Source organism: Pseudomonas sp. R5-89-07 (assembly GCF_003851685.1).
Lineage (GTDB): Bacteria > Pseudomonadota > Gammaproteobacteria > Pseudomonadales > Pseudomonadaceae > Aquipseudomonas.
In genome coordinates this window covers 3,783,560-3,801,899 of record NZ_CP027727.1, presented here as the reverse complement: position 1 = coordinate 3,801,899, position 18,340 = coordinate 3,783,560, and the positions used below count along the sequence as shown (strand labels likewise).

11 protein-coding genes are annotated in these 18,340 nt (G+C 61.9%); 5 read left to right on the top strand and 6 right to left on the bottom strand.

The genetic code is table 11. The features are described 5' to 3' along the window. Positions 1-33: 33 nt before the first annotated feature. The 3 genes from hpaA to C4J94_RS17295 all read left to right on the top strand — a co-directional run bounded on the left by hpaA (position 34) and on the right by C4J94_RS17295 (position 3,204). Positions 34-894, top strand: a complete 861-nt coding sequence (hpaA, locus tag C4J94_RS17305) for a 4-hydroxyphenylacetate catabolism regulatory protein HpaA (protein ID WP_124387291.1) — start codon at positions 34-36, stop codon at positions 892-894. 378 nt (positions 895-1,272) lie between these two features. Further along, positions 1,273-2,241: a type III secretion protein gene (locus C4J94_RS17300; RefSeq protein WP_256657545.1), complete on the top strand. Its 969-nt coding sequence runs from the start codon at positions 1,273-1,275 to the stop codon at positions 2,239-2,241. A gap of 108 nt (positions 2,242-2,349) precedes the next feature. After that, the gene (locus tag C4J94_RS17295) at positions 2,350-3,204 is read left to right on the top strand and encodes a hypothetical protein (RefSeq protein WP_372240835.1); all 855 of its coding nucleotides are present in this window, start codon (positions 2,350-2,352) and stop codon (positions 3,202-3,204) included. On the opposite strand, the gene C4J94_RS17290 is transcribed toward C4J94_RS17295, so the two are convergent. Together C4J94_RS17290 and C4J94_RS17285 are read right to left on the bottom strand one after the other, a co-directional pair. Continuing rightward, on the bottom strand, positions 3,201-4,625 hold the full coding sequence (locus C4J94_RS17290) for an efflux transporter outer membrane subunit (protein ID WP_124387290.1): 1,425 nt from the start codon (positions 4,623-4,625) through the stop codon (positions 3,201-3,203). The genes C4J94_RS17295 and C4J94_RS17290 overlap by 4 nt on opposite strands. Continuing rightward, positions 4,625-5,419, bottom strand: a complete 795-nt coding sequence (locus C4J94_RS17285; protein ID WP_124387289.1) for a helix-turn-helix transcriptional regulator — start codon at positions 5,417-5,419, stop codon at positions 4,625-4,627. Before C4J94_RS17285 ends, C4J94_RS17290 begins: the two co-directional genes overlap by 1 nt. A 488-nt stretch (positions 5,420-5,907) precedes the next feature. Here C4J94_RS17285 and C4J94_RS17280 point away from each other — a divergent pair, with 488 nt between their 5' ends. Beyond that, positions 5,908-12,180 (top strand): non-ribosomal peptide synthetase, encoded by a 6,273-nt coding sequence (locus tag C4J94_RS17280; protein WP_124387288.1) that lies wholly within the window; start codon positions 5,908-5,910, stop codon positions 12,178-12,180. 433 nt (positions 12,181-12,613) lie between these two features. Here C4J94_RS17280 and C4J94_RS17275 read toward each other — a convergent pair whose 3' ends face one another. The 4 genes from C4J94_RS17275 to C4J94_RS17260 form a co-directional block, all read right to left on the bottom strand. Beyond that, positions 12,614-12,922, bottom strand: coding sequence for a DUF6124 family protein (locus tag C4J94_RS17275; protein WP_124387287.1), 309 nt, complete (start codon positions 12,920-12,922; stop codon positions 12,614-12,616). A gap of 410 nt (positions 12,923-13,332) precedes the next feature. After that, the gene (locus tag C4J94_RS17270; RefSeq protein WP_124387286.1) at positions 13,333-14,850 is read right to left on the bottom strand and encodes a glycosyltransferase family 39 protein; all 1,518 of its coding nucleotides are present in this window, start codon (positions 14,848-14,850) and stop codon (positions 13,333-13,335) included. A gap of 20 nt (positions 14,851-14,870) precedes the next feature. Further along, positions 14,871-16,526 carry a lipid IV(A) 4-amino-4-deoxy-L-arabinosyltransferase gene (gene arnT / locus C4J94_RS17265; protein ID WP_124387285.1) on the bottom strand — a complete coding sequence of 552 codons (1,656 nt, stop codon included), beginning with the start codon at positions 16,524-16,526 and terminating at the stop codon, positions 14,871-14,873. A gap of 186 nt (positions 16,527-16,712) precedes the next feature. Beyond that, complete coding sequence (locus C4J94_RS17260) at positions 16,713-17,390, bottom strand: histidine phosphatase family protein (protein ID WP_164485617.1); 678 nt, start codon at positions 17,388-17,390, stop codon at positions 16,713-16,715. A gap of 280 nt (positions 17,391-17,670) precedes the next feature. Here C4J94_RS17260 and C4J94_RS17255 point away from each other — a divergent pair, with 280 nt between their 5' ends. Next, positions 17,671-18,339 (top strand): ABC transporter ATP-binding protein, encoded by a 669-nt coding sequence (locus tag C4J94_RS17255; RefSeq protein ID WP_124387284.1) that lies wholly within the window; start codon positions 17,671-17,673, stop codon positions 18,337-18,339. Position 18,340 lies beyond the last annotated feature (1 nt).

The window sequence follows — 18,340 nt, the reverse complement described above, 5'->3', positions numbered from 1 at the left end:
TCCGGCGGCACCCAATAACAAGCAGAGGGCCCAGTGCAGCCGATTCCGAATATCAATATCGGGCAGGTCTACGACCAGCGTTACAGCGATGCCGAGGTGCATTACGACAAGCTCGGCAACCTGGCGGGTTTTTTCGGGCGCAACATGCCCGTGCACCGGCATGACCGTTTTTTCCAGGTGCATTACGTCAAGAGCGGTACGGTGCGGGTCTACCTGGACGACCGACAGTTCGTGGAGTCGGGGCCGATGTTTTTCCTCACGCCGCCAACGGTGCCCCACGCCTTTGTCACCGAGGCCGATGCCGACGGACATGTGCTGACGGTGCGCCAGCAACTGGTGTGGGGGTTGATCGAGGCTGATCCGAGCCTTGCCTCGGGCGCTGCCTGCGTTGCGCTCGGGCCTGAGGCACAGGGTCTGGATCAACTCTTCGACGCATTGAGCGGCGAGATCAACGCTGAGCGGGCAGGGCGCGCCGCTGCCCTGGACAGCTTGACCCGCCTGATCATGATTCACCTGCTGCGTCTGTGCGCGCATGCGCTGCCGGCGCGCCCTATGCCTCATGAAGACTTGCGCATCTTTCACCGCTTCAACGAATTGATCGAAGCGCACTATCTGGAACATTGGCCGCTGGCGCGCTATGCCGAGAGAATCGGCGTCACACCGGCGCGGCTCAATGAGGTATGCCGGCGCATCGCCGACCTGCCGTCAAAGCGCCTGATCCTGGAGCGTGTGATGCAGGAAGCCAAGCGCCTGTTGCTGTTTACCGGCAGCTCCGCGAATGAAATCTGCTACCAGCTGGGGTTCAAGGACCCGGCCTACTTCAGTCGGTTCTTCCTTCGCTATGCGCAGGTAACACCGGGGGAATATCGGCTGCGCCAGGTGGGATTGCGCTGAGGTTCGTTCAGATGAAAACGTCGAGGTTGAGGAATTTTCCGATAGAAATCAGCTGAAATAGAAGGACGTTGTTACCTGTTGCCTCTGGGATATCAGGAACCTTTCTCACCGACTTGCCACGCATGAAAGCTTGCCGGATTCAATGACCGACGGTGACGGTTGGCAAGTGTGGTTCCCATCCTTTGATTAATGAGGCTAAACACAATGGTCACGCTTAATACGTCTGGCAACGGGCATGCTTACAGCGCCTATGCAACTTCCGGGCAGCTGGATAAAACACCGGATCATTCAACTACCGACCGATTCAATCGTTTTGGACAAGTGCCGGCGCACCCTGGAATAGGCCAAACTGCACAGTCGAGCAGTAATGACCGGGCAATGACTGAACTATTGACATTACTCGGCACGCTCGTGACAAGCCTTAAAACATGGATGAACGAGGAGAATGCGCTACCTGCGCCACGGCCGCCCGTCGCCGTGATACCCAAGCCATTGGTGAATGTCATTCCCACGCCCCGGATCGATGTCGCGCCGGCCCCCGAGACCGTGCAACCCAGTCAGGGTGTATGGAAAGAACAATTGGCGCCGTTCATGAATCGGTCGGATCTGGCCAGTAGCCGAAGCGCTTTTGATAGCGAACTTATTGACATGTTTTCCGATAAACACAGGGTGCTATCGAACACGTTTTTGTCGGAAAAAACCAAGGGGCAAAAGCCCGATGATCTGCGCAATGGGCTGCGCGCCACGTACGAGAATTATCCCTACGTGGGCACGATGGGAAGAGAAGAGCATGTCGCGGCGATTAAAGTCGCCATGGCCACCTTCGGGCAAAGCCCTGCCGGGGTGTTCAAGGACGTCGTCGAGAGTGGGGACGGCTACAACGTTACGATGAAAGATGGCTTTAGCCTTCATATCACCCGTGAGGAGCTTCAACTGGCGGCCAAGGCGGCAAAATTCAGCGGTGCTGATGAAAGCATGGTCAAGGATGCGCAATTTCTATTTGGGGTGATGAGCAAGCGTCAACACATGGAACTGGAGCGCAACAACGCAACGGACCCGTTCTTCAAACTGTACGGCACAGACAGTGCCTACCATGCCCACCGTACTTTTCCGGGTGTGCTGGCGGGCGCGGGGCAGGGCATCGACGGCAATACGGCGTTGTCGTACCTGGGGCTGAAAGAGCATATTCAGGTCGTTGAAGCCGGAACATTGGGGGCGCGCGTCGGGGTGCCATTGGATAAAGGCGGGAGAACCAAAAATGGTGCCATCTTTGAGGGGGCCATGGAGGGGCAGTTATACAACAAGCCAGTCTCGCCCTCACTGAAGGTCGTCACGCTACGAGATTGAGTCAGACAGCCTATTAAATCGGCTGGTTATCAGTAAAGCAGTCGGCCGCAGTGTTCATGGCGCTGAAGTTTCGTGCGCCTTTTTTTTGCCCGTTATGAGTGATTGAAGATGTTAGTGTCTAACGTTAATTATGCTGTCGCTGGCCTTTTAGAGGCGAGCGGTGCGGTTATTTCTCCAGGTTCTTCCGTTAAGGCTGCACCCACCGGAACAGTTGAGCAGTTGAGTTGCCTGGTGGGTGAGTTGGAGCGTTTATTAGCCCTGTTATCCGCGCGGTTTAAACCGGCAGTCGAAGTAAAACCTGCGCCTTACGATAATGCTTCAGTGAATGAACGGCGGGTTGATAATCACGATAAGTTTCTAAAAGGCACACGCGAGAATACGGGCGTCAAACCCAATGATATCTTCCAGGATTTCTATCAGTTGACCGAAGGCAATTGCGTAACGGTATCCGCCATTAAAGCCGCCATGATGAAGTTCGGTCATAACCCTCACGGTATTTACACGTCAGTACAGGCTACCGACACCGGCTATCGTGTCGTCATGCGTGACGGGTTCAAACTGGACATCACGCATGGCGAATTGGAACAGGCCAGGGCCGGTGCAAATTTCGGCGCCGCCCGGCCCAATGATGTACTGGTCAACGCGCACTTCTTATATGCAGTCAGCGCCAAGCGCGCGTATCTGGAAAACAACGACGGCGTGGCCAATCAGAGTTTCGCCACTGCGATGCACAGTTTGAATGATGGCGAGTATCCGGGGCAGGCGCTGCGCCGCCTGGGCCTGAAGGACTTCGTTGCCCCCGCAACGCTCGAGGACTTGCGCAACGGAGCCATCGGCACCCTCGCCAGCGCATTTCATTCCATGGCGGTCGTTGGCGGCTTTATTGACTATTACGGGGATAAGCAGCCACTGGACAAGCGTGACTGGAACAGCCATTCCGTCATTGGCCTGAAGTTGCTCTAACGCGTGATCGCCAGACCCGGTGGCTCGCTCCACGCACCTCCCAGCGCGGTATACACATTCACCTCCGCGACCAGTTGCGCCAGTCGATCGACAATCAGCGCCTGCTGTGAACTGAACAACGAGCGCTGCGCATCGAGAAAGGTCAGGTTGCTGTCGACGCCACTGCGGTAGCGGTGCTGGGCCAGGTCGTAATAGCGCTGGTTGGCGGCGACGAAGTCCCTTTGTGCGGCCAGCTGCTCGTTGAAGGTCTGGCGCGCCGCGAGGCCATCGGCGACTTCCTGAAATGCGGTCTGGATGGACTTTTCGTACTGCGCCACCGTGATGTCCTTCTGCAGCTTGGCGTAGTCAAGGCTGGCGCGCAGGCTGCCGGCGTTGAAGATCGGCAGGTTGATCTGCGGCTGAAACGTCCAGGTGCCCGCGCCACCCTTGAACAACCCCGAGAGTTGCGTGCTGGTGCTGCCGGCGTTGGCCGTTAGCGTGATCGACGGAAAGAACGCCGCCCTGGCCGCGCCGATATTGGCGTTGGCCGCCTGCAACTGGAGTTCGGCCTGGAGGATGTCCGGGCGCCGTTGCAGCAGGTCTGAGGGTAGCCCCGCAGGCACGCGGGCCAGCAGATCGTCGGACAGGGGACGCGAGGGCAGGTCGGCATCCACCGGGCCGCCGACCAGCAGGGTGAGGTTGTTGAGGTCCTGGGCCACCTGGCGCTCGTAGCGGGCCACGCTGGCGCGGGTACTTTCCACTGCGGTGCGTGCTTGTACCACGTCCAGGGCCGAGGCCTTGCCTGCGGTTTGGCTGCGGCGTGTCAGCTGCCAGCTGTGGTCGTTGGCGGCCAGGGTCTGCGCGGCCAGGGCCAGCAGCTCCTGGTCGGCACGCCACGTCAGGTAGGCGTTGGCGACGTTGGCCACCAGGCTCAATTGTGTGCTGCGCCGGGCTTGCTCGGTACTCAGGTAAGTCAGCATGGCCTGTTCGCTGAGGCTGCGCACGCGGCCGAACAGGTCCAGTTCATAGGCGCTCAGGCCCAGGGTCGCCGAATAGGTTGAGGTAATCGCCGACTGGCCGGTGCCAGTCACGGCCCCCGGCAACTTCTGGCGTTTGCCGGCCCCCGTGGCGGACACCGCCGGGAACAGGTCGGCGCGCTGGATGCGATACTGCGCCTGGAACGCCTGCACATTCAGCGCCGCAACCCGCAGGTCACGGTTGTTGACCAATGCAGCGTCAATCAACTGCTGCAGGGCTGCGTCGTGGAAAACCTGCTGCCAATCAGATGTCTGGGGCAGCGTGCCGGCCTGCGCCTGGCGGTAAACCCCGTCTTGGGGATAGTGCGTCGGCACTGGCGCGTCGGGCCGCTGGTATTCAGGAATCAGCGAACACCCGCCGAGCATCCAGGCCACGCCAACGGCGGTGAATATCCGTTTGTGCATCAGGCGCCCACCATCCATTTGGCCAGGCCGTGTCGGCCACTCACGCCGAGCTTGGCGGCCGCGCGTTTGAGGTAGGTCTCAATCGAGCTGTTTTTCACACTGAGTTTTTCCGCGATCTGCGGCACGGTGCCGCCCGTCAACAGGCCCAGGCAGACTTCCTGCTCGCGTGCCGAAAGCGTGATGTCGCTCAGCGATAGGCGCTTGTAGAACTCACGCTGCAATTGCGATTGCTCCAGCACGTTTTGCCCCGGTTCCACCTCGGCGTGCGGCGCTTGGCGCAGCAACTGCACATGCCGCTCCATCAGCGGAAGCAAGGTGTCGGACAGGCATTTGAGAAACGACAGCTCAACCAGGGAAAACCCACGTTCGGCAGGCGGACGGTAGAGCGAAATCACGCAGCGCCGATGACCCTGGCGCGAGACCAGGTTGCACTGGTGCGAACTGCCACGCGGGTGCGCGCTGTCGGCCTTGGCTTTCATCTGGATCAACAGCGGGTCCTGCATGCGCAGCATCTGTTGCAGCAGGGGATGGTCATTGAGCGAATGCAGGGTCTGGGGCGCGGGTAGATCATTGTTCAGGCCGGCGCTGCCAAGCAGCTTGATGTCCAGAACACTGTCACGCAGTTCATCGAGGCTCCACTCGCTGAGGTCCACCAGATGAATCGGTATCCATTTGTCCACCAGATGCAGCATGTTGGCGGCGAAATGTGCCTGGCCGCTGCTTGAAATCAGCTCGCCCATTTCGGCGTAGAACTGTGGGCTCTGGGTGTCGGCAATACTACGGGTCAGACTCATAGCCATCTCATCCTTGATGTCGAAAACCGTCAACGGGTGCCCTCGGTCTGTTCGGGGCGCTCCGTACTGCTTGAACGTAACTCGGCGTTCGAGATTTCATTTAGCCATAGCGATTAATCCTACGTATGTAGCGGAAACGAGGGACATACGCTGCCATAAAATCCGCGTCATTAATTCGACGTTTCTTACGGATAATTCGCTGCACGAAGGAGATGCCTGAATGTTCATCACAGACTAAGCCATTGATAAAAAACGCAAATGTTAAAAATTAAAAATATTTTTCAAATTTAACGTCGGCTGAGTGTGGCCAATTTCCTACAAGCCTTTAATCGTTTCAGCAGTGAACCCTCAGTCATGCCCATCCCAATCCGTTTGGATGTCCGGGTTTCGGGTGTCAGGCGCCACCCCATCAGCATGCTCAAATCCGGCAATTCGTGGTAATGGGCGACCCTGCGCGGCCAGTGCCTGACCCCCATGAGAAGGATCTTATGACGCAACTTTCCAGTCTGCCGGCCAGCTTCCCCCTCACCGCCGCACAACAGGACATCTGGCTCGACCAACTACGCGCGGGCGATTCGCCGCTGTACAACATCGGCGGCTATGTTGATCTGGCCGGCGCCATCGCACCCGAGTCGATCCAGCACGCGGTCGAGCTGCTGGTGGCCCGGCACGATGCATTGCGTACCCAGCTGCACAGCGACGCCAATGGCGTGCCCCGGCAAACCTTCACCGCCGAATGGACGGTGGACGTGCCGCAATACGACTTCTGCGCGTTGCCCGACCCCGAGGCCGCTACCCAGGCCTTGATGCAGGCGCAAATGGCCCGGCCCTACGCAATGAGCGGCGAGCCACTGTTTCGGTTTTTCCTGGTCAAGCTCGACGACGATCATTACCGCCTCGGCACCCAGGCCCATCACCTGATCCTCGATGGCTGGGGGTTCGGCCAGATGCTGCAATCCCTTGCTCAGCTGTACACCGCCCTGCAGCGCGGCGGGCAAACGCAAGCGTTGGCACCGTCTTATGTCGACTTTATCGACACCGACCAGCGCTACCTGCAATCGGCCCGCTACGCCCGCGATCGTGACTATTGGCTGGCCAAATACCAGGCGTTGCCCGAGCCGCTGCTCAGCCCAAGGCACACCGCCAAGGCTGCGAGCAACACCTTCGTGCAAGACTTCCCGGTGGCGCTGCTCAACCGTATGGAACAGGTCGCCAACCGATACCAGGCGTCGGCGTTCCATGTGTTGCTGGCGGCGTTGTATGTGTATTTCACCCGTACCAGCCAGCGCGATGAGTGGGTGGTGGGGCTGCCGATTCTCAACCGCTCCAACGCGCGTTTTCGGTCCACGGTCGGCTTGTTCGCCCAGGTCAGCGCGGTACGTTTGCAGTTCAGCGAGGCCATGAGTTTCAGCGAGTTGGTGCGCGGGGTGCGTGACCAGCTCAAGCAGGACTTTCGCCACCAGCGTTTCCCCTTGAGCGAGATGAACCGCGAGCTGGGACTGCGGCGTACGGACCGCGGCCAGTTGTTCGACCTGTCGGTGTCGTTCGAGCAGGACGACCATGACCTGCGCTACGACCAGGTGCAGGCCCGGGCGGTCAAGGTGTCCAACCACCATGAGCCGCTGCCGATCGCGATCCACTTGCGCAGCAACCGTTACCAGGACACCGCGTGCCTGCATTGCGTCTATAACCAGGCGTACTTTGAGCAGAGCGAAGTGCAGGTGTTGGCGCAGTGCGTGACCGGGTTGTTGGAGCAGGGCCTGGCCGACACCACGCTCACGGTGGGCAACTTTGATTTGTTGACGCCGCGGGACCGGGCCCGGTTGCAGCAATGGAACGCCACCGCTCAACCCAATGCCACACCGCAGACCCTGCACGGGCGTATCGAGGCGCAAGCCGAGCGCACACCGCTGGCCGTCGCGGCGGTATACCAGGGGCGGCAGTTGACGTACGCCCAGCTCAACAGCCAAGCCAATGCGTTGGCCCATCGACTGTTGGCCCATGGCCTGCAGCCGGATGACCGCGTGGCGGTGCTGGCGCGGCGCGGCCTGGAGACCTTGGCGGGGTTGCTGGCGGTGCTCAAGGCCGGCGCTTGCTATGTGCCGATAGACCCGGCGCACCCCGCCGAACGCGTGAATTACTTGCTGCACGACAGCGCGCCCGTGGCGGTACTGACTCAACACGACTTACTGCATCGCCTGCCGGCATTGGAGGTGCCGGTGCTTGTGCTGGAACCTTCCAGCGACCCCGGCAGCGACAGCAACCCGCAGGCCTCGGTGACGGCGTCCAACCTCGCTTATGTGATCTACACCTCCGGCTCCACGGGCTTGCCCAAGGGCGTGATGGTCGAACACCACAGCGTGTCCAACCTGGTGGACTGGCATTGCCAGGCCTTCGACCTGCACGCGGGCAGCCACACCGCGAGTATCGCCGGGTTTGGTTTCGACGCGATGGCCTGGGAGGTCTGGCCTGCGCTGTGCGTGGGCGCGACCCTGCATCTGCCGCCCGCCCATGACGGCGCGGAAGATATCGATGCGCTGCTCGACTGGTGGCGCAGTCAGCCGCTGGACGTGTGTTTCCTGCCCACGCCCGTGGCCGAATACGCCTTCAGCCAGCGCCTTGCGCACCCCACGTTGCGCACCTTGCTGATCGGCGGCGATCGCCTGCGCGGGTTCAATCGGGCGCAGACGTTCGACGTGATCAATAACTACGGCCCCACCGAAGCCACCGTGGTCGCCACCTCCGGGCGCGTTGCCGTCGGCCAGCCGTTGCACATCGGCGCGCCCATCGCCAATGCACGCGTGTACCTGCTGGACGCGCAACAACGGCCGGTGCCGATTGGCACAGCGGGGGAGGTGTATGTGGGTGGCAAGGGCGTGGCGCGCGGCTACTTGAATCGCGCTGATCTGAGTGCCGAACGTTTTCTCGACGACCCGTTCAACGGCGGCCGCATGTACCGCAGCGGAGACCTGGCGCGCTGGCGGGCGGACGGCACGCTGGAGTACCTGGGGCGTAATGACGACCAGGTGAAAATTCGTGGCGTGCGGATCGAGCTGGGGGAAATCGAATCGGCCCTGGCGACGCATCCCTCGATCAAAACCGCCGTAGTGGAGTTTCGTGACGGGCAATTGCTCGCCTGGTTCATCCAGCATCATTCGCTGCAGATCGAAGTCCTCCGCGCGCACCTGCAAGCCTCGCTGCCCGATTACATGCTGCCGGCCGCCTACGTGCGCCTTGATGCGTTACCGCTCACCGCCAACGGCAAGCTCGACCGCAAGGCGCTGCCGGCACCCACCCAGCAGGCCTTCGTCACTCGCCGCTATGAGGCGCCGCACGAGGGTGTCGAAACCACCTTGGCGCAGATCTGGGCCGAGTTGCTGCAGGTACAACAGGTCGGCCGGCAAGACCATTTCTTTGAACTGGGCGGCCACTCGCTGCTGGCGGTGCAGCTGGTGCAACGCATGCGCGAAGCCGGCCTGCAGGCCGACGTGCAGGTGCTGTTCGGCCAGCCCACCCTGGCAGCGCTGGCGGCGGCCAGTGTCGGCAGCGAAGTGGCGGTGCCGGCCAATCGCATCCCGGCCGGTTGCACGCGGATCACGGCCGACATGCTGGCCCTGGCCGATCTGGACGAACCCAGCCTGCAGCGTATCGTTGCCGGCATTCCCGGTGGCGCCGCCAACGTGCAGGAGATCTACCCGCTGGCGCCGTTGCAGGAAGGCTTGCTCTATCACCACATCACCGATGAGCGCGATCCGTACCAGCAGCATGCGCTGTTCAGCTTTGCGCGCCGCGAGCAGTTGGATGCGTTTGCCCAGGCCCTGCAACAGGTGATCGACCGCCACGACATCCTGCGCACCAGCCTGGTGTGGGATGCCCTTGATCAGCCGATGCAAGTGGTGTGGCGCCAAGCGCGGTTGCCGGTCGAACCGCTGCATGAACACACCCCGCCGCTGGACTTGCGCCGCGCGCCGCTGATGGCCCTGGATTACGCCGAAGAACCGCACCACTCGCGCTGGGTCGCCAGGTTGCGCTTCCATCATCTGGTCAACGACGCCACCTCGACCGCCGTGCTGGTGGATGAAATCCGCGCCCATCTGCTGGGGCAACACGCACAGTTGCCGGTGCCTGTGCCATACCGCAACGTGGTCGCGCAGACCCGCTCACCGCAGCGGCAAGCGGCGCATGAGGCGTTCTTTCGTGAGCGCCTGGCGGATGTGGACGCACCGACCCTGGCCTTCGGTCTGCAGGAACGCCAGGCAGACCGGGCCGAAATCGAAGAGTTCGTGCAGGCGGTTGACGACTCGCTCAACCAGCGGCTGCGGGCCCAGGCTCGCGCCTCTGGGGTCAGCGTCGCCAGCCTGTTCCACCTGGCGTGGGCGCAGGTGCTCAGCCGCGTTGCAAGCCGCGATGACGTGGTGTTCGGCACCGTGTTGCTCGGTCGCCTGCAAGCCGGCGAGGGGGCAGACCGCGCCCTGGGCATGTTCATCAACACCCTGCCGCTGCGCTTGCGCCTGGCCGGGCAACGCGTGGTGGAGGCCGTAACGGACACCCACGCCCAACTGAGTGCCTTGCTTGCGCATGAGCAGGCATCCCTGGCGCTGGCCCAACGCTGCAGCAGCGCCGCGCCGCTGTTCAACAGCCTGCTCAACTACCGTCACACCAGCGCCGAGCCGGACCTGAAACTGGTGCCGGGCATCGCCTTGCTCAGCAGCGAGGACATCCTCAGTTACCCGCTGATGCTCACCGTGGACGACATCGCCAGCGGCTTGCGGCTCAAGGCCAAGGCGCCGCGCAAAGTGGGGGCTGAACGCGTGCTGGGCTACCTCGTGACTGCGCTCGGCGGCCTGGTCGACGCGCTGGAACAGGCGCCGACCACCGCGCTGCGCGACGTGCCGGTGCTGCCCGCCCACGAGTTGCAGGCATTGCTGGTGGACTTTAACGCCACCGCGGTCGACTACCCCGACACCCTCACCGTGCAGGCGCTGTTCGAAGCCCAGGCGCAGCAAAGGCCGGATGCCGTGGCGGTGCAGGCGGGTGCGCAGCAACTGACCTATCGCGAACTCAACCAGCGCGCCAATCAATTGGCCTTCCAGCTGCGCGAGCGCGGCGTAAAGCCCGATGCGCGGGTGGCGCTGTGCGTCGAGCGCGGGTTGGACCTGGTGGTGGGCCTGCTGGGGATTCTCAAGGCAGGCGGTGCCTATGTGCCGCTCGACCCAGGCTACCCCCGCGAGCGCCTGGCCTACATGCTGCAAGACAGCCAACCGGTGGCGCTGCTGGTACAGGCCGCCACCCGTGATCTTGTGGGAGACGTGGCGGTGCCAGTGATCGATTTCGACCCATGCACCTGGCAGCAGGCACCCAGCGACAACCCCGTGGTGCCGGGTTTGACCGTGGATCACCTGGCCTACGTGATGTACACCTCCGGCTCCACCGGCACCCCCAAGGGCGTGATGATCGAACATCGCGGCCTGGGCAACCTCATGCACTGGGGCTCGCGGTTGTGCCCGCAGGCCCCCGGCGGCGCCTTGTTGCAACGCGCGCCGTTCAGTTTCGACGGTTCGGTGTGGGAACTGTTCTGGCCGCTGACCCAAGGCATGCGCCTGGTGCTGGCGCGGCCCGACGGGCATCGAGACCCGGCGTACCTGGCCCAGCTGATCCGCGAGCAGCACATCAGCGTGATCAAGTTCGTGCCGGCGATGTTGCAACAGTTTCTTGAATTGGATGCGTCAGCCCTGTGCACCAGCCTCACTGACATACTGTGCGGCGGTGGCGAGCTGACCGAAGCCCTGGCGCGCGGGGTGCAGGCGCGCTTGCCCGGCGTGCGGTTGCACAACGTCTACGGGCCCACCGAAGCCACGGTGGACAGCAGCGCATGGACCCTGGAACCGGGCGCGCCCGTGCCCGCGCTGCAACTGCCGATCGGCCGGGCGATCAACAACACCCGCCTGTATGTGCTGGATGAACACGACGCGCCCGTGCCAATGGGCATCAGCGGCCAACTGCACATCGGCGGTGTGGGCGTCGCCCGTGGCTACCTGGGCCTGCCCCAGATGAGCGCCGAACGCTTCATCGACAGCCCCTTCGTCGCCGGTGACCGGCTGTATCGCACCGGTGATGTGGTGCGTTACCTGCCGGACGGCAACCTGGAATTCCTCGGGCGCAACGACTTCCAGGTCAAACTGCGCGGCGTGCGCCTGGAGCTGGGCGAAATCGAAGCGCGCCTGGCCGCCCATCCCGCGTTGCGCGAAGTGGCGGTGCTGATTCGCGACGAGCGCCTGATCGCGTACTTCACCCTGCGCGAGCCAGCCCCCAGCCTGGACGCATTGCGCGCCCATGTACTGGAGCAATTACCCGAATACATGGTGCCGGCCGCCTTCGTGCAACTCGACGCATTGCCGCTCAACCCGGCCGGCAAGCTCGACCGCAAGGCCCTGCCGGAACCGGGCCTGGACGCCGTGGTGAGCCGCGCCTACGAAGCCCCGCAAGGCGAAGTGGAAAACCTGATGGCGACGATCTGGGCGCAGGTACTCAAGCTGGAACGGGTAGGGCGCCACGACCATTTCTTCGAACTCGGCGGGCACTCGCTGCTCGCGGTCAACCTGGTGGCACGCCTGCGCAAGGCCGGGCTGGAAGTGGATGCGCGCACCTTGTTCAGCCAGCCGACACTGGCACAACTGGCGGCGCGCGCAGTGGCGCACGTACCACGTGTGGAAGCACCCGAAACCGCCATCCCCGCCCTCAACCGCCGACGCCGAATCTGAAGGGGGAAGGTAACCAATGTGGGAGGGGGCTTGCCCTAATGCCAGTCAGTTAAGGCTTTTTGTAGGAGCGAGCTTGCTCGCGAAGAACTCAGAGCCACCGCGTTTATCCAGAATGAACGCGTTGCCTGGAAGTTTTTCGCGAGCAAGCTCGCTCCTACATTGAGCCCCGATAGCCATAGGTATCTACACAACTTTAGCGCGGCCCTAAACCTGTGACAGCTCAGCAGCCGAAGCCTCTCTAACTGACGCTCCGCGATCCAAATGTGGGGGGCGGTGCGACGGTTCGACTTGCCCCCGATGGCGGCCTGACAGCCAACCAGGATGTGGGATCAGCGCACGTCAGCTAAGAAGCAGCGCGCAGCGCCCCCAGTCTTTTTAAACAAAGAGCGGGGTCGCTCCGCGCCCCCACGGGAGCAAGCTCCCTCGCCACAGGTTATGAGGTTGTTTTCAACGGCCTTATGCACTCGATGGAGCGATCCACGGTGGTCTTGGCGATCTCCAGCAAATGCCACACCGCCAGAATCTTCGCCCGCTCCGGGCTGCTCAGCAGCTCCCCACAATCGAGCGCCGTCGCTGAAGCACTGTCGAGCAAGCTGGCGGTGTAGAGCAGGGCATCTTCGAAGCTCAAGTCTTCATTGACGCTGTGGAAGCCTTGGGTGGGCAGATAATGGTCGATGGCACGGTTGAACGCGGCACGGTCTTTGGCGGGATCGAGGGGTGGGTCGGGGATGACTTTGTTCATGGTGTAACTCCTTGTGAGTATCGGAGCCAACGCCTTTCGCGACTAAACGAAGGTGGCGGCTGTACGCAGGTTAGTCGACCGGCCACAAGGAAATCCGGCGCGCCCGAAGGCGCCCTGCGCACAGCCACCATAAAACTCCATGTGACCATGCGCCTTGTGACATGCCGAGCGACTAAACCCGATCACTGATGAGCAGTGACGGACCGCAGACTAGCCACCGATTCCAACCGGCACAAGGCGGCGGGGATTGTCTCGGAAACGTCCTGCAATTTAAAGAGATGTGGCTTGCTGGCCCTTTACAAGTCATGACGAAATGCCAGCTAGCGGATCGTTCCCACGCCGGTCATCCCCTGTGGCGAGGGAGCTTGCTCCCGCTGGGGCGCGAAGCGGCCCCGGGCCATTGCCGCCTTTCAACGCCCTGCAGGAATAAACGCCACACTCCCCCCCGACCTTTTCTGAAACAACCGCTCCCCATTATCCGGTTGCGTAGTGACCACCTGATGATCAACCCCCAGAAAGGCCAACGGCTCAGGATCTTCCTTGGAGTACTGCGCGACGATAATCGTGTGCCTTGGATCAAACCCCTGGCCGCTGGTTTTTTCCAGCCAGGCCATGAACGCGGCGCTGTCGCCCTGACGCGGGAAGTCCTGGGTTTCGCTCACGTAGTAGAACGGTTTGCCGCCGTTCTGCAAGTACATCGGCAGTTTGTTGTCCACTTCAACCAGTACCAGTTGCCATTGGTTCCAGGGCGAGCTCTTCATCGCCTGGGCTTGGACGTCCTCGGCGAAGCGGGTCACGCCGCCGTTGCGCGTGGTCCAGGGGTAGATCACGCCCAGCACCAACACCAGCAGGCCGGCGGCAATGCCGAAGCTTTTTTGCCAGCGCGGCCAACTGGCCGGGTGTTGGCGCAGGTGTTCGCTCAGCCACCAGGCGGCGAGTAACTGTGCGAAGGGCACCAGGGGCAGTACGTAGTAACTGCGTCGGCTGCCGCTGGCGGTGAAGAAGACGAACAACAGGCCCAGGCTCCACACCAGCCAGCGCACGTTGGGCGGCGTGCGGCGCCAGTGACGCAGGGCGAGCCATGCGCCGAGTATCCAGCACGGCGCCCATGGCAGGGTGTAGACCGGCAGGTAGATCAGGTAGGTGTAGATCGGGCCCATGTGGTCGAAGGGGTCGAAGAAGCGCACCACGTTTTCGCGAAACACCAGTTCCAGGCCGCTCTCGCCATAGGTAGGCGCGCCATAGAGGTGCGACAGTATGAAGGGAATGGCGTAGAACGCGCCGGCAATGAGCAGGGCCAGTAGCAATCGCAGGTTGAGGTGGCGTTTGTAGCGGTGTTCGCTGAGCAGATGCGGCAGCAGCGCCAGCCCCGGCAGCACGAAGCCGATCAGGCCCTTGAACAGCGACGTTGCCGCCAGCAGCAGGAAGAATACGGTGTAACGCCCCAGCCGGGTGTCGTCCGGCCCTCGCCAGTACCACCAGAGCGCCGCCAGCACGCCGCACACGGTCAGCACATCGGCCGTGGCCACGCGGGCCCAGAACAGAAAGTAGAAGGTGGTGGCGAGCATCCAGCCGGCAATCAGACCGGTGCCTTTGCGAAACAGCTGTTCGCCGATCAGGTACACCAGCCAGATGCTCAGCCAGGCCGCGATCACCGATGACAGGCGCAGTGACCACGGGCCGAGGCCGCCCATCAGGTTGGCGAAGCCGGTGATCAGCCAGTAGGAGGGCAGGGGTTTGTCGTAATAGGGTGTGCCCTTCAGATACGGATCGAAGTAGTCGCCGCTTTGCAGCATCTGCAGGGCGATGTTTGCCCAGCGCGTTTCTGGCCCCCACAGCTCGCGACTGCCCAGGCCCAGCAGCAAGAGCAAGGCCGAGACGCCCAGCAATAACGCCAGGGCGCCGCGTTCGGTTTTCCAGAATCTCATGGGTTGTTCCTGTCGGGCGATCAAGGTTGTTGGGGGTAAATCGTCAGTACCAGGTCGCCCTTGCGGTAGCGCTTGCCACCGGGCGGCAGTTGGCCTTCCTCAAGGTGTTCGCTGGTGCTCATGACGCGCATCAGTACGCCGACCGAACCCTGCTGACGGGCCTCGCTCAGCCAGGACTGCACGCTGTCCAGGGTGACCTTGCGCTGCTGCGAATCCGCGTAGTCCAGGCCGTAGCGCAGTTCGCCCGCGGTGTTGTAGAACGCCACCTGCGGCTGGCGCAGGCGCCATGCCAGGGCCGACGCCGCGCCCAGGTCGTTACTCAGCAAAGCATGGGTGTGTTGCAGTTCATCCAGATGTTCAAGCACGAACTGGTCGGGCATTTCGTTCGCCGCGATAATCTGCGGCATGCCCGCCGGCAGCAGCGCCACCAGTAGGCCGATCCCCAGCGCCGGCATTGCCCAGAGGGTCAACGGGCGCATCGCTTGCAGCAGGTTGACCAGGATCCAGCCGAGCAGCACGATAAAGGTCAGGGACAGGCTGAACATCTCGGCGTGGCTGTTGCTGTAGACCGGTTTGGCGATCTGCAGGTAGATCAGCGTCACCATCGCCGCCATGCCGAGGACGAAGTTGAGCGCGCCGTTGATGAAGATCGCGCGGGTCTGGTGTTGGTCGATCAGGTCGATCAAGGCATGACCCATCAGCAGCGCCAAAGGTAACAGGCACGGCATGATGTAGGTCGGCAGCTTGCCGCTGCTCAGGCTGAAAAAGCCCAGGGGCAGCAACAGCCACAGCGCAAGAAAGGCGATGGCGGGCTGGCGTCTGTCTTGCCAGGCCTTGAACAGGGTGCTGGGCAACAAAGCTGACCAGGGCAGGCAGGCCACCACCATGATCGGCAGGAAAAACCAGAACGGCCGCGCATGCTGCGCAGTGTCCGAGGCGAAGCGGCGGATGTGTTCATGCCAGAAAAAGAAACGCCAGTAATCAGGTTCCTGCAGATGGACCGCCAACACCCACGGCAAGCAGATCAGCAATGCGACCAGGATCGCCAGAGGGCCGTACCGCAGCAGTTCGCCGACGCGTCGCTGCCAGACCAGGTAGGGCACGGCGATCAGCACCGGCAGCAGCCACCCCAGAAAGCCCTTGGTCAAAAAGCCCATGCCGCAGGCCAGCCCCAGCAGTGCCCAGGCACCCAGACGAGCGCGTGGCGTGGGGCTGTCGAGTGCAAACCAGAGCGCAACCAGGCTCAGGTTGACCCAAAAGGTGAATTGCGGATCGAGGTTGGAGTAGCCCGCTTGCCCGGCTACCAGGCCAAAGCTCATGTAGAGCAGCGCGCAGGCGAAGCTTTTACGCGGCTCGTTCCACAGGCGGCGTGCAACCACGTAGGCCAGCAGTACACTCAACGCCGTGGTCAGGACGGAGGCGATACGCACGCCGAACAGGTTCTCGCCAAACACGGCCTGGCCCAGGGCTATCAGCCAATACCCCGCGGCCGGTTTCTCGAAATAGCGCACGCCCATGAAGTGCGGCGCGACCCAGTTGCCGCTCATCAGCATTTCCTGGCTGACCTGGGCGTAGCGGGTTTCATCTGGAATCCACAAGCCGTGTAGACCCAACGGCAGCACAAGGAAAATGACAAGGCCAAGCAATAGCACTGGTAAGGGCTTTAACCGGCTCATCAAAACGTCTCTCCTTGACGTTCGGTCGCAGGTGCGAAATTAAAATAGATAACGGCGTCTAGCATCAAGAGAGTCACTAATTCATTGGGAGTTAGGGCGTCCTGAACTAACAGGCGCACTTAAAATGCCAGACGCGGGCTGTCGTCTTGCTGAACGCAATACTTACTAATATGTAAAAAAGTGTATTTAAAGTTGCTTCAGTGCGGCCGCCCATTCCTGGCTTTGCATAGTGCCCAGCGCCTTGAGTTTGCCGTTGGGTAATACCTGCACGAAGAGGGCGCTGCCATATTCGGCGGCCTGCGCATGGGGATAGCCAAGTGCATCTTGGAAATCACTCATGCAGGCGCTATGGGTGATCAGCATCAGGTTGCGATCCGCCTGTTTATGGCTGAGGATTTCCTCGCCCATGGCTTCGCCGCAAATGGCGAGGGGGCCAGGGGAAAGCTCGGTCTTGCCGAACATGAACAGCGACGTCTGCGCCGTGCGCGTGGTGGGGCTACTGAGCACGTCGGTGCGCTCCATGCCCAGTGTTTCAAAGGCTTTACCCAGATCGGCCGCGCTTTGCGTGCCATTGATCGTCAGGCCGTCGGCCGGACCGTAGCAGGGATTGCCCGAACGGTCGCAGCGCTCCTCATGACGCACCAGCACGACCAGGTCGCCGTTGCGCCAGCTAGCCAGCACGCCAGAGGTGACCAGGCGATTGCCGATGCCCAGGTCCTCAGGTGACCTTGGCCAGAATAAGAAAACGGTCATCAGCAGTGCGAATACGACGATGCCCGCCACCGGAACGCGGTATTTTTTCAGGCGTTTTAACCTGGCCCGTTGGGGTTTGGTCAGGGTAATGTCTGCCACGCTGTTCACCATCGGCACGAGTGATTGTTTTGTTGTTAAACGACGCACGCAACTAATACGGCAGAGGCCCTTAGTGGCGCTAAAGCCTTTCATACGGCTGCTGTCTTTTAGCTGAACATATGAATATTAAGAAACATCGCGTGGGCCAACTTAAAAGTGTTCGGTTAATGGTGCCTGGGCCGAGAATTTAAAGTGTGGGGGGTGGGCAAGCGGTGAAATCAATGTGAAAAAATTGCGTAGGACCGCCGCGCAGCCGTTATTCTCGTTTGCAGTCCTTAACCCGAGCGTTCGTATGTTGCAGGTAGAAGGTGTTGTGAAAAACTACGCGACCCCCCAAGGTCCGCTGGCCGTTCTGGCAGGCGTCGACCTGCACCTCGGGACGCGCAGCAGCCTGGCGCTGATGGGCGAGTCGGGCAGTGGCAAAAGTACGTTGCTGCACCTGGTGGCCGGACTGGACCGCGTGGATGGCGGCAGCATTCTGATCGGCGGCCAGCGCCTGGATCGCCTCAGCGAAGGGCAACTGGCCCATTGGCGACGTACTGAAATCGGCTTGGTGTTCCAGCAGTTCAACCTGATCGGCAGCTTGCGGGTCGAAGACAACCTGGCGTTCCAAGCGCGCCTGGCCGGGCGTTTCGATCCGCAGTGGCAAGCACAGTTGGTAGAGCGCCTGGGATTGGGCGACTTGCTCAAGCGTTACCCGGAACAGTTGTCCGGCGGCCAGCAGCAGCGGGTGGCGGTGGGGCGCGCGCTGGCGTCCCGCCCCGGTTTGCTGTTGGCCGATGAGCCCACCGGCAACCTGGACGAAACCACCAGCGACGAGGTGCTGCAGTTGCTGCTCGACTTGTTGCGCGACAGCCCCACCAGCCTGTTGATGGTCACCCACAGCCCGCGTCTCGCCGCGCGCCTGGACCAGCAAGTGGTGCTGCACCATGGCCGCGTCGTGCCGATGGACCCGCGCTGAG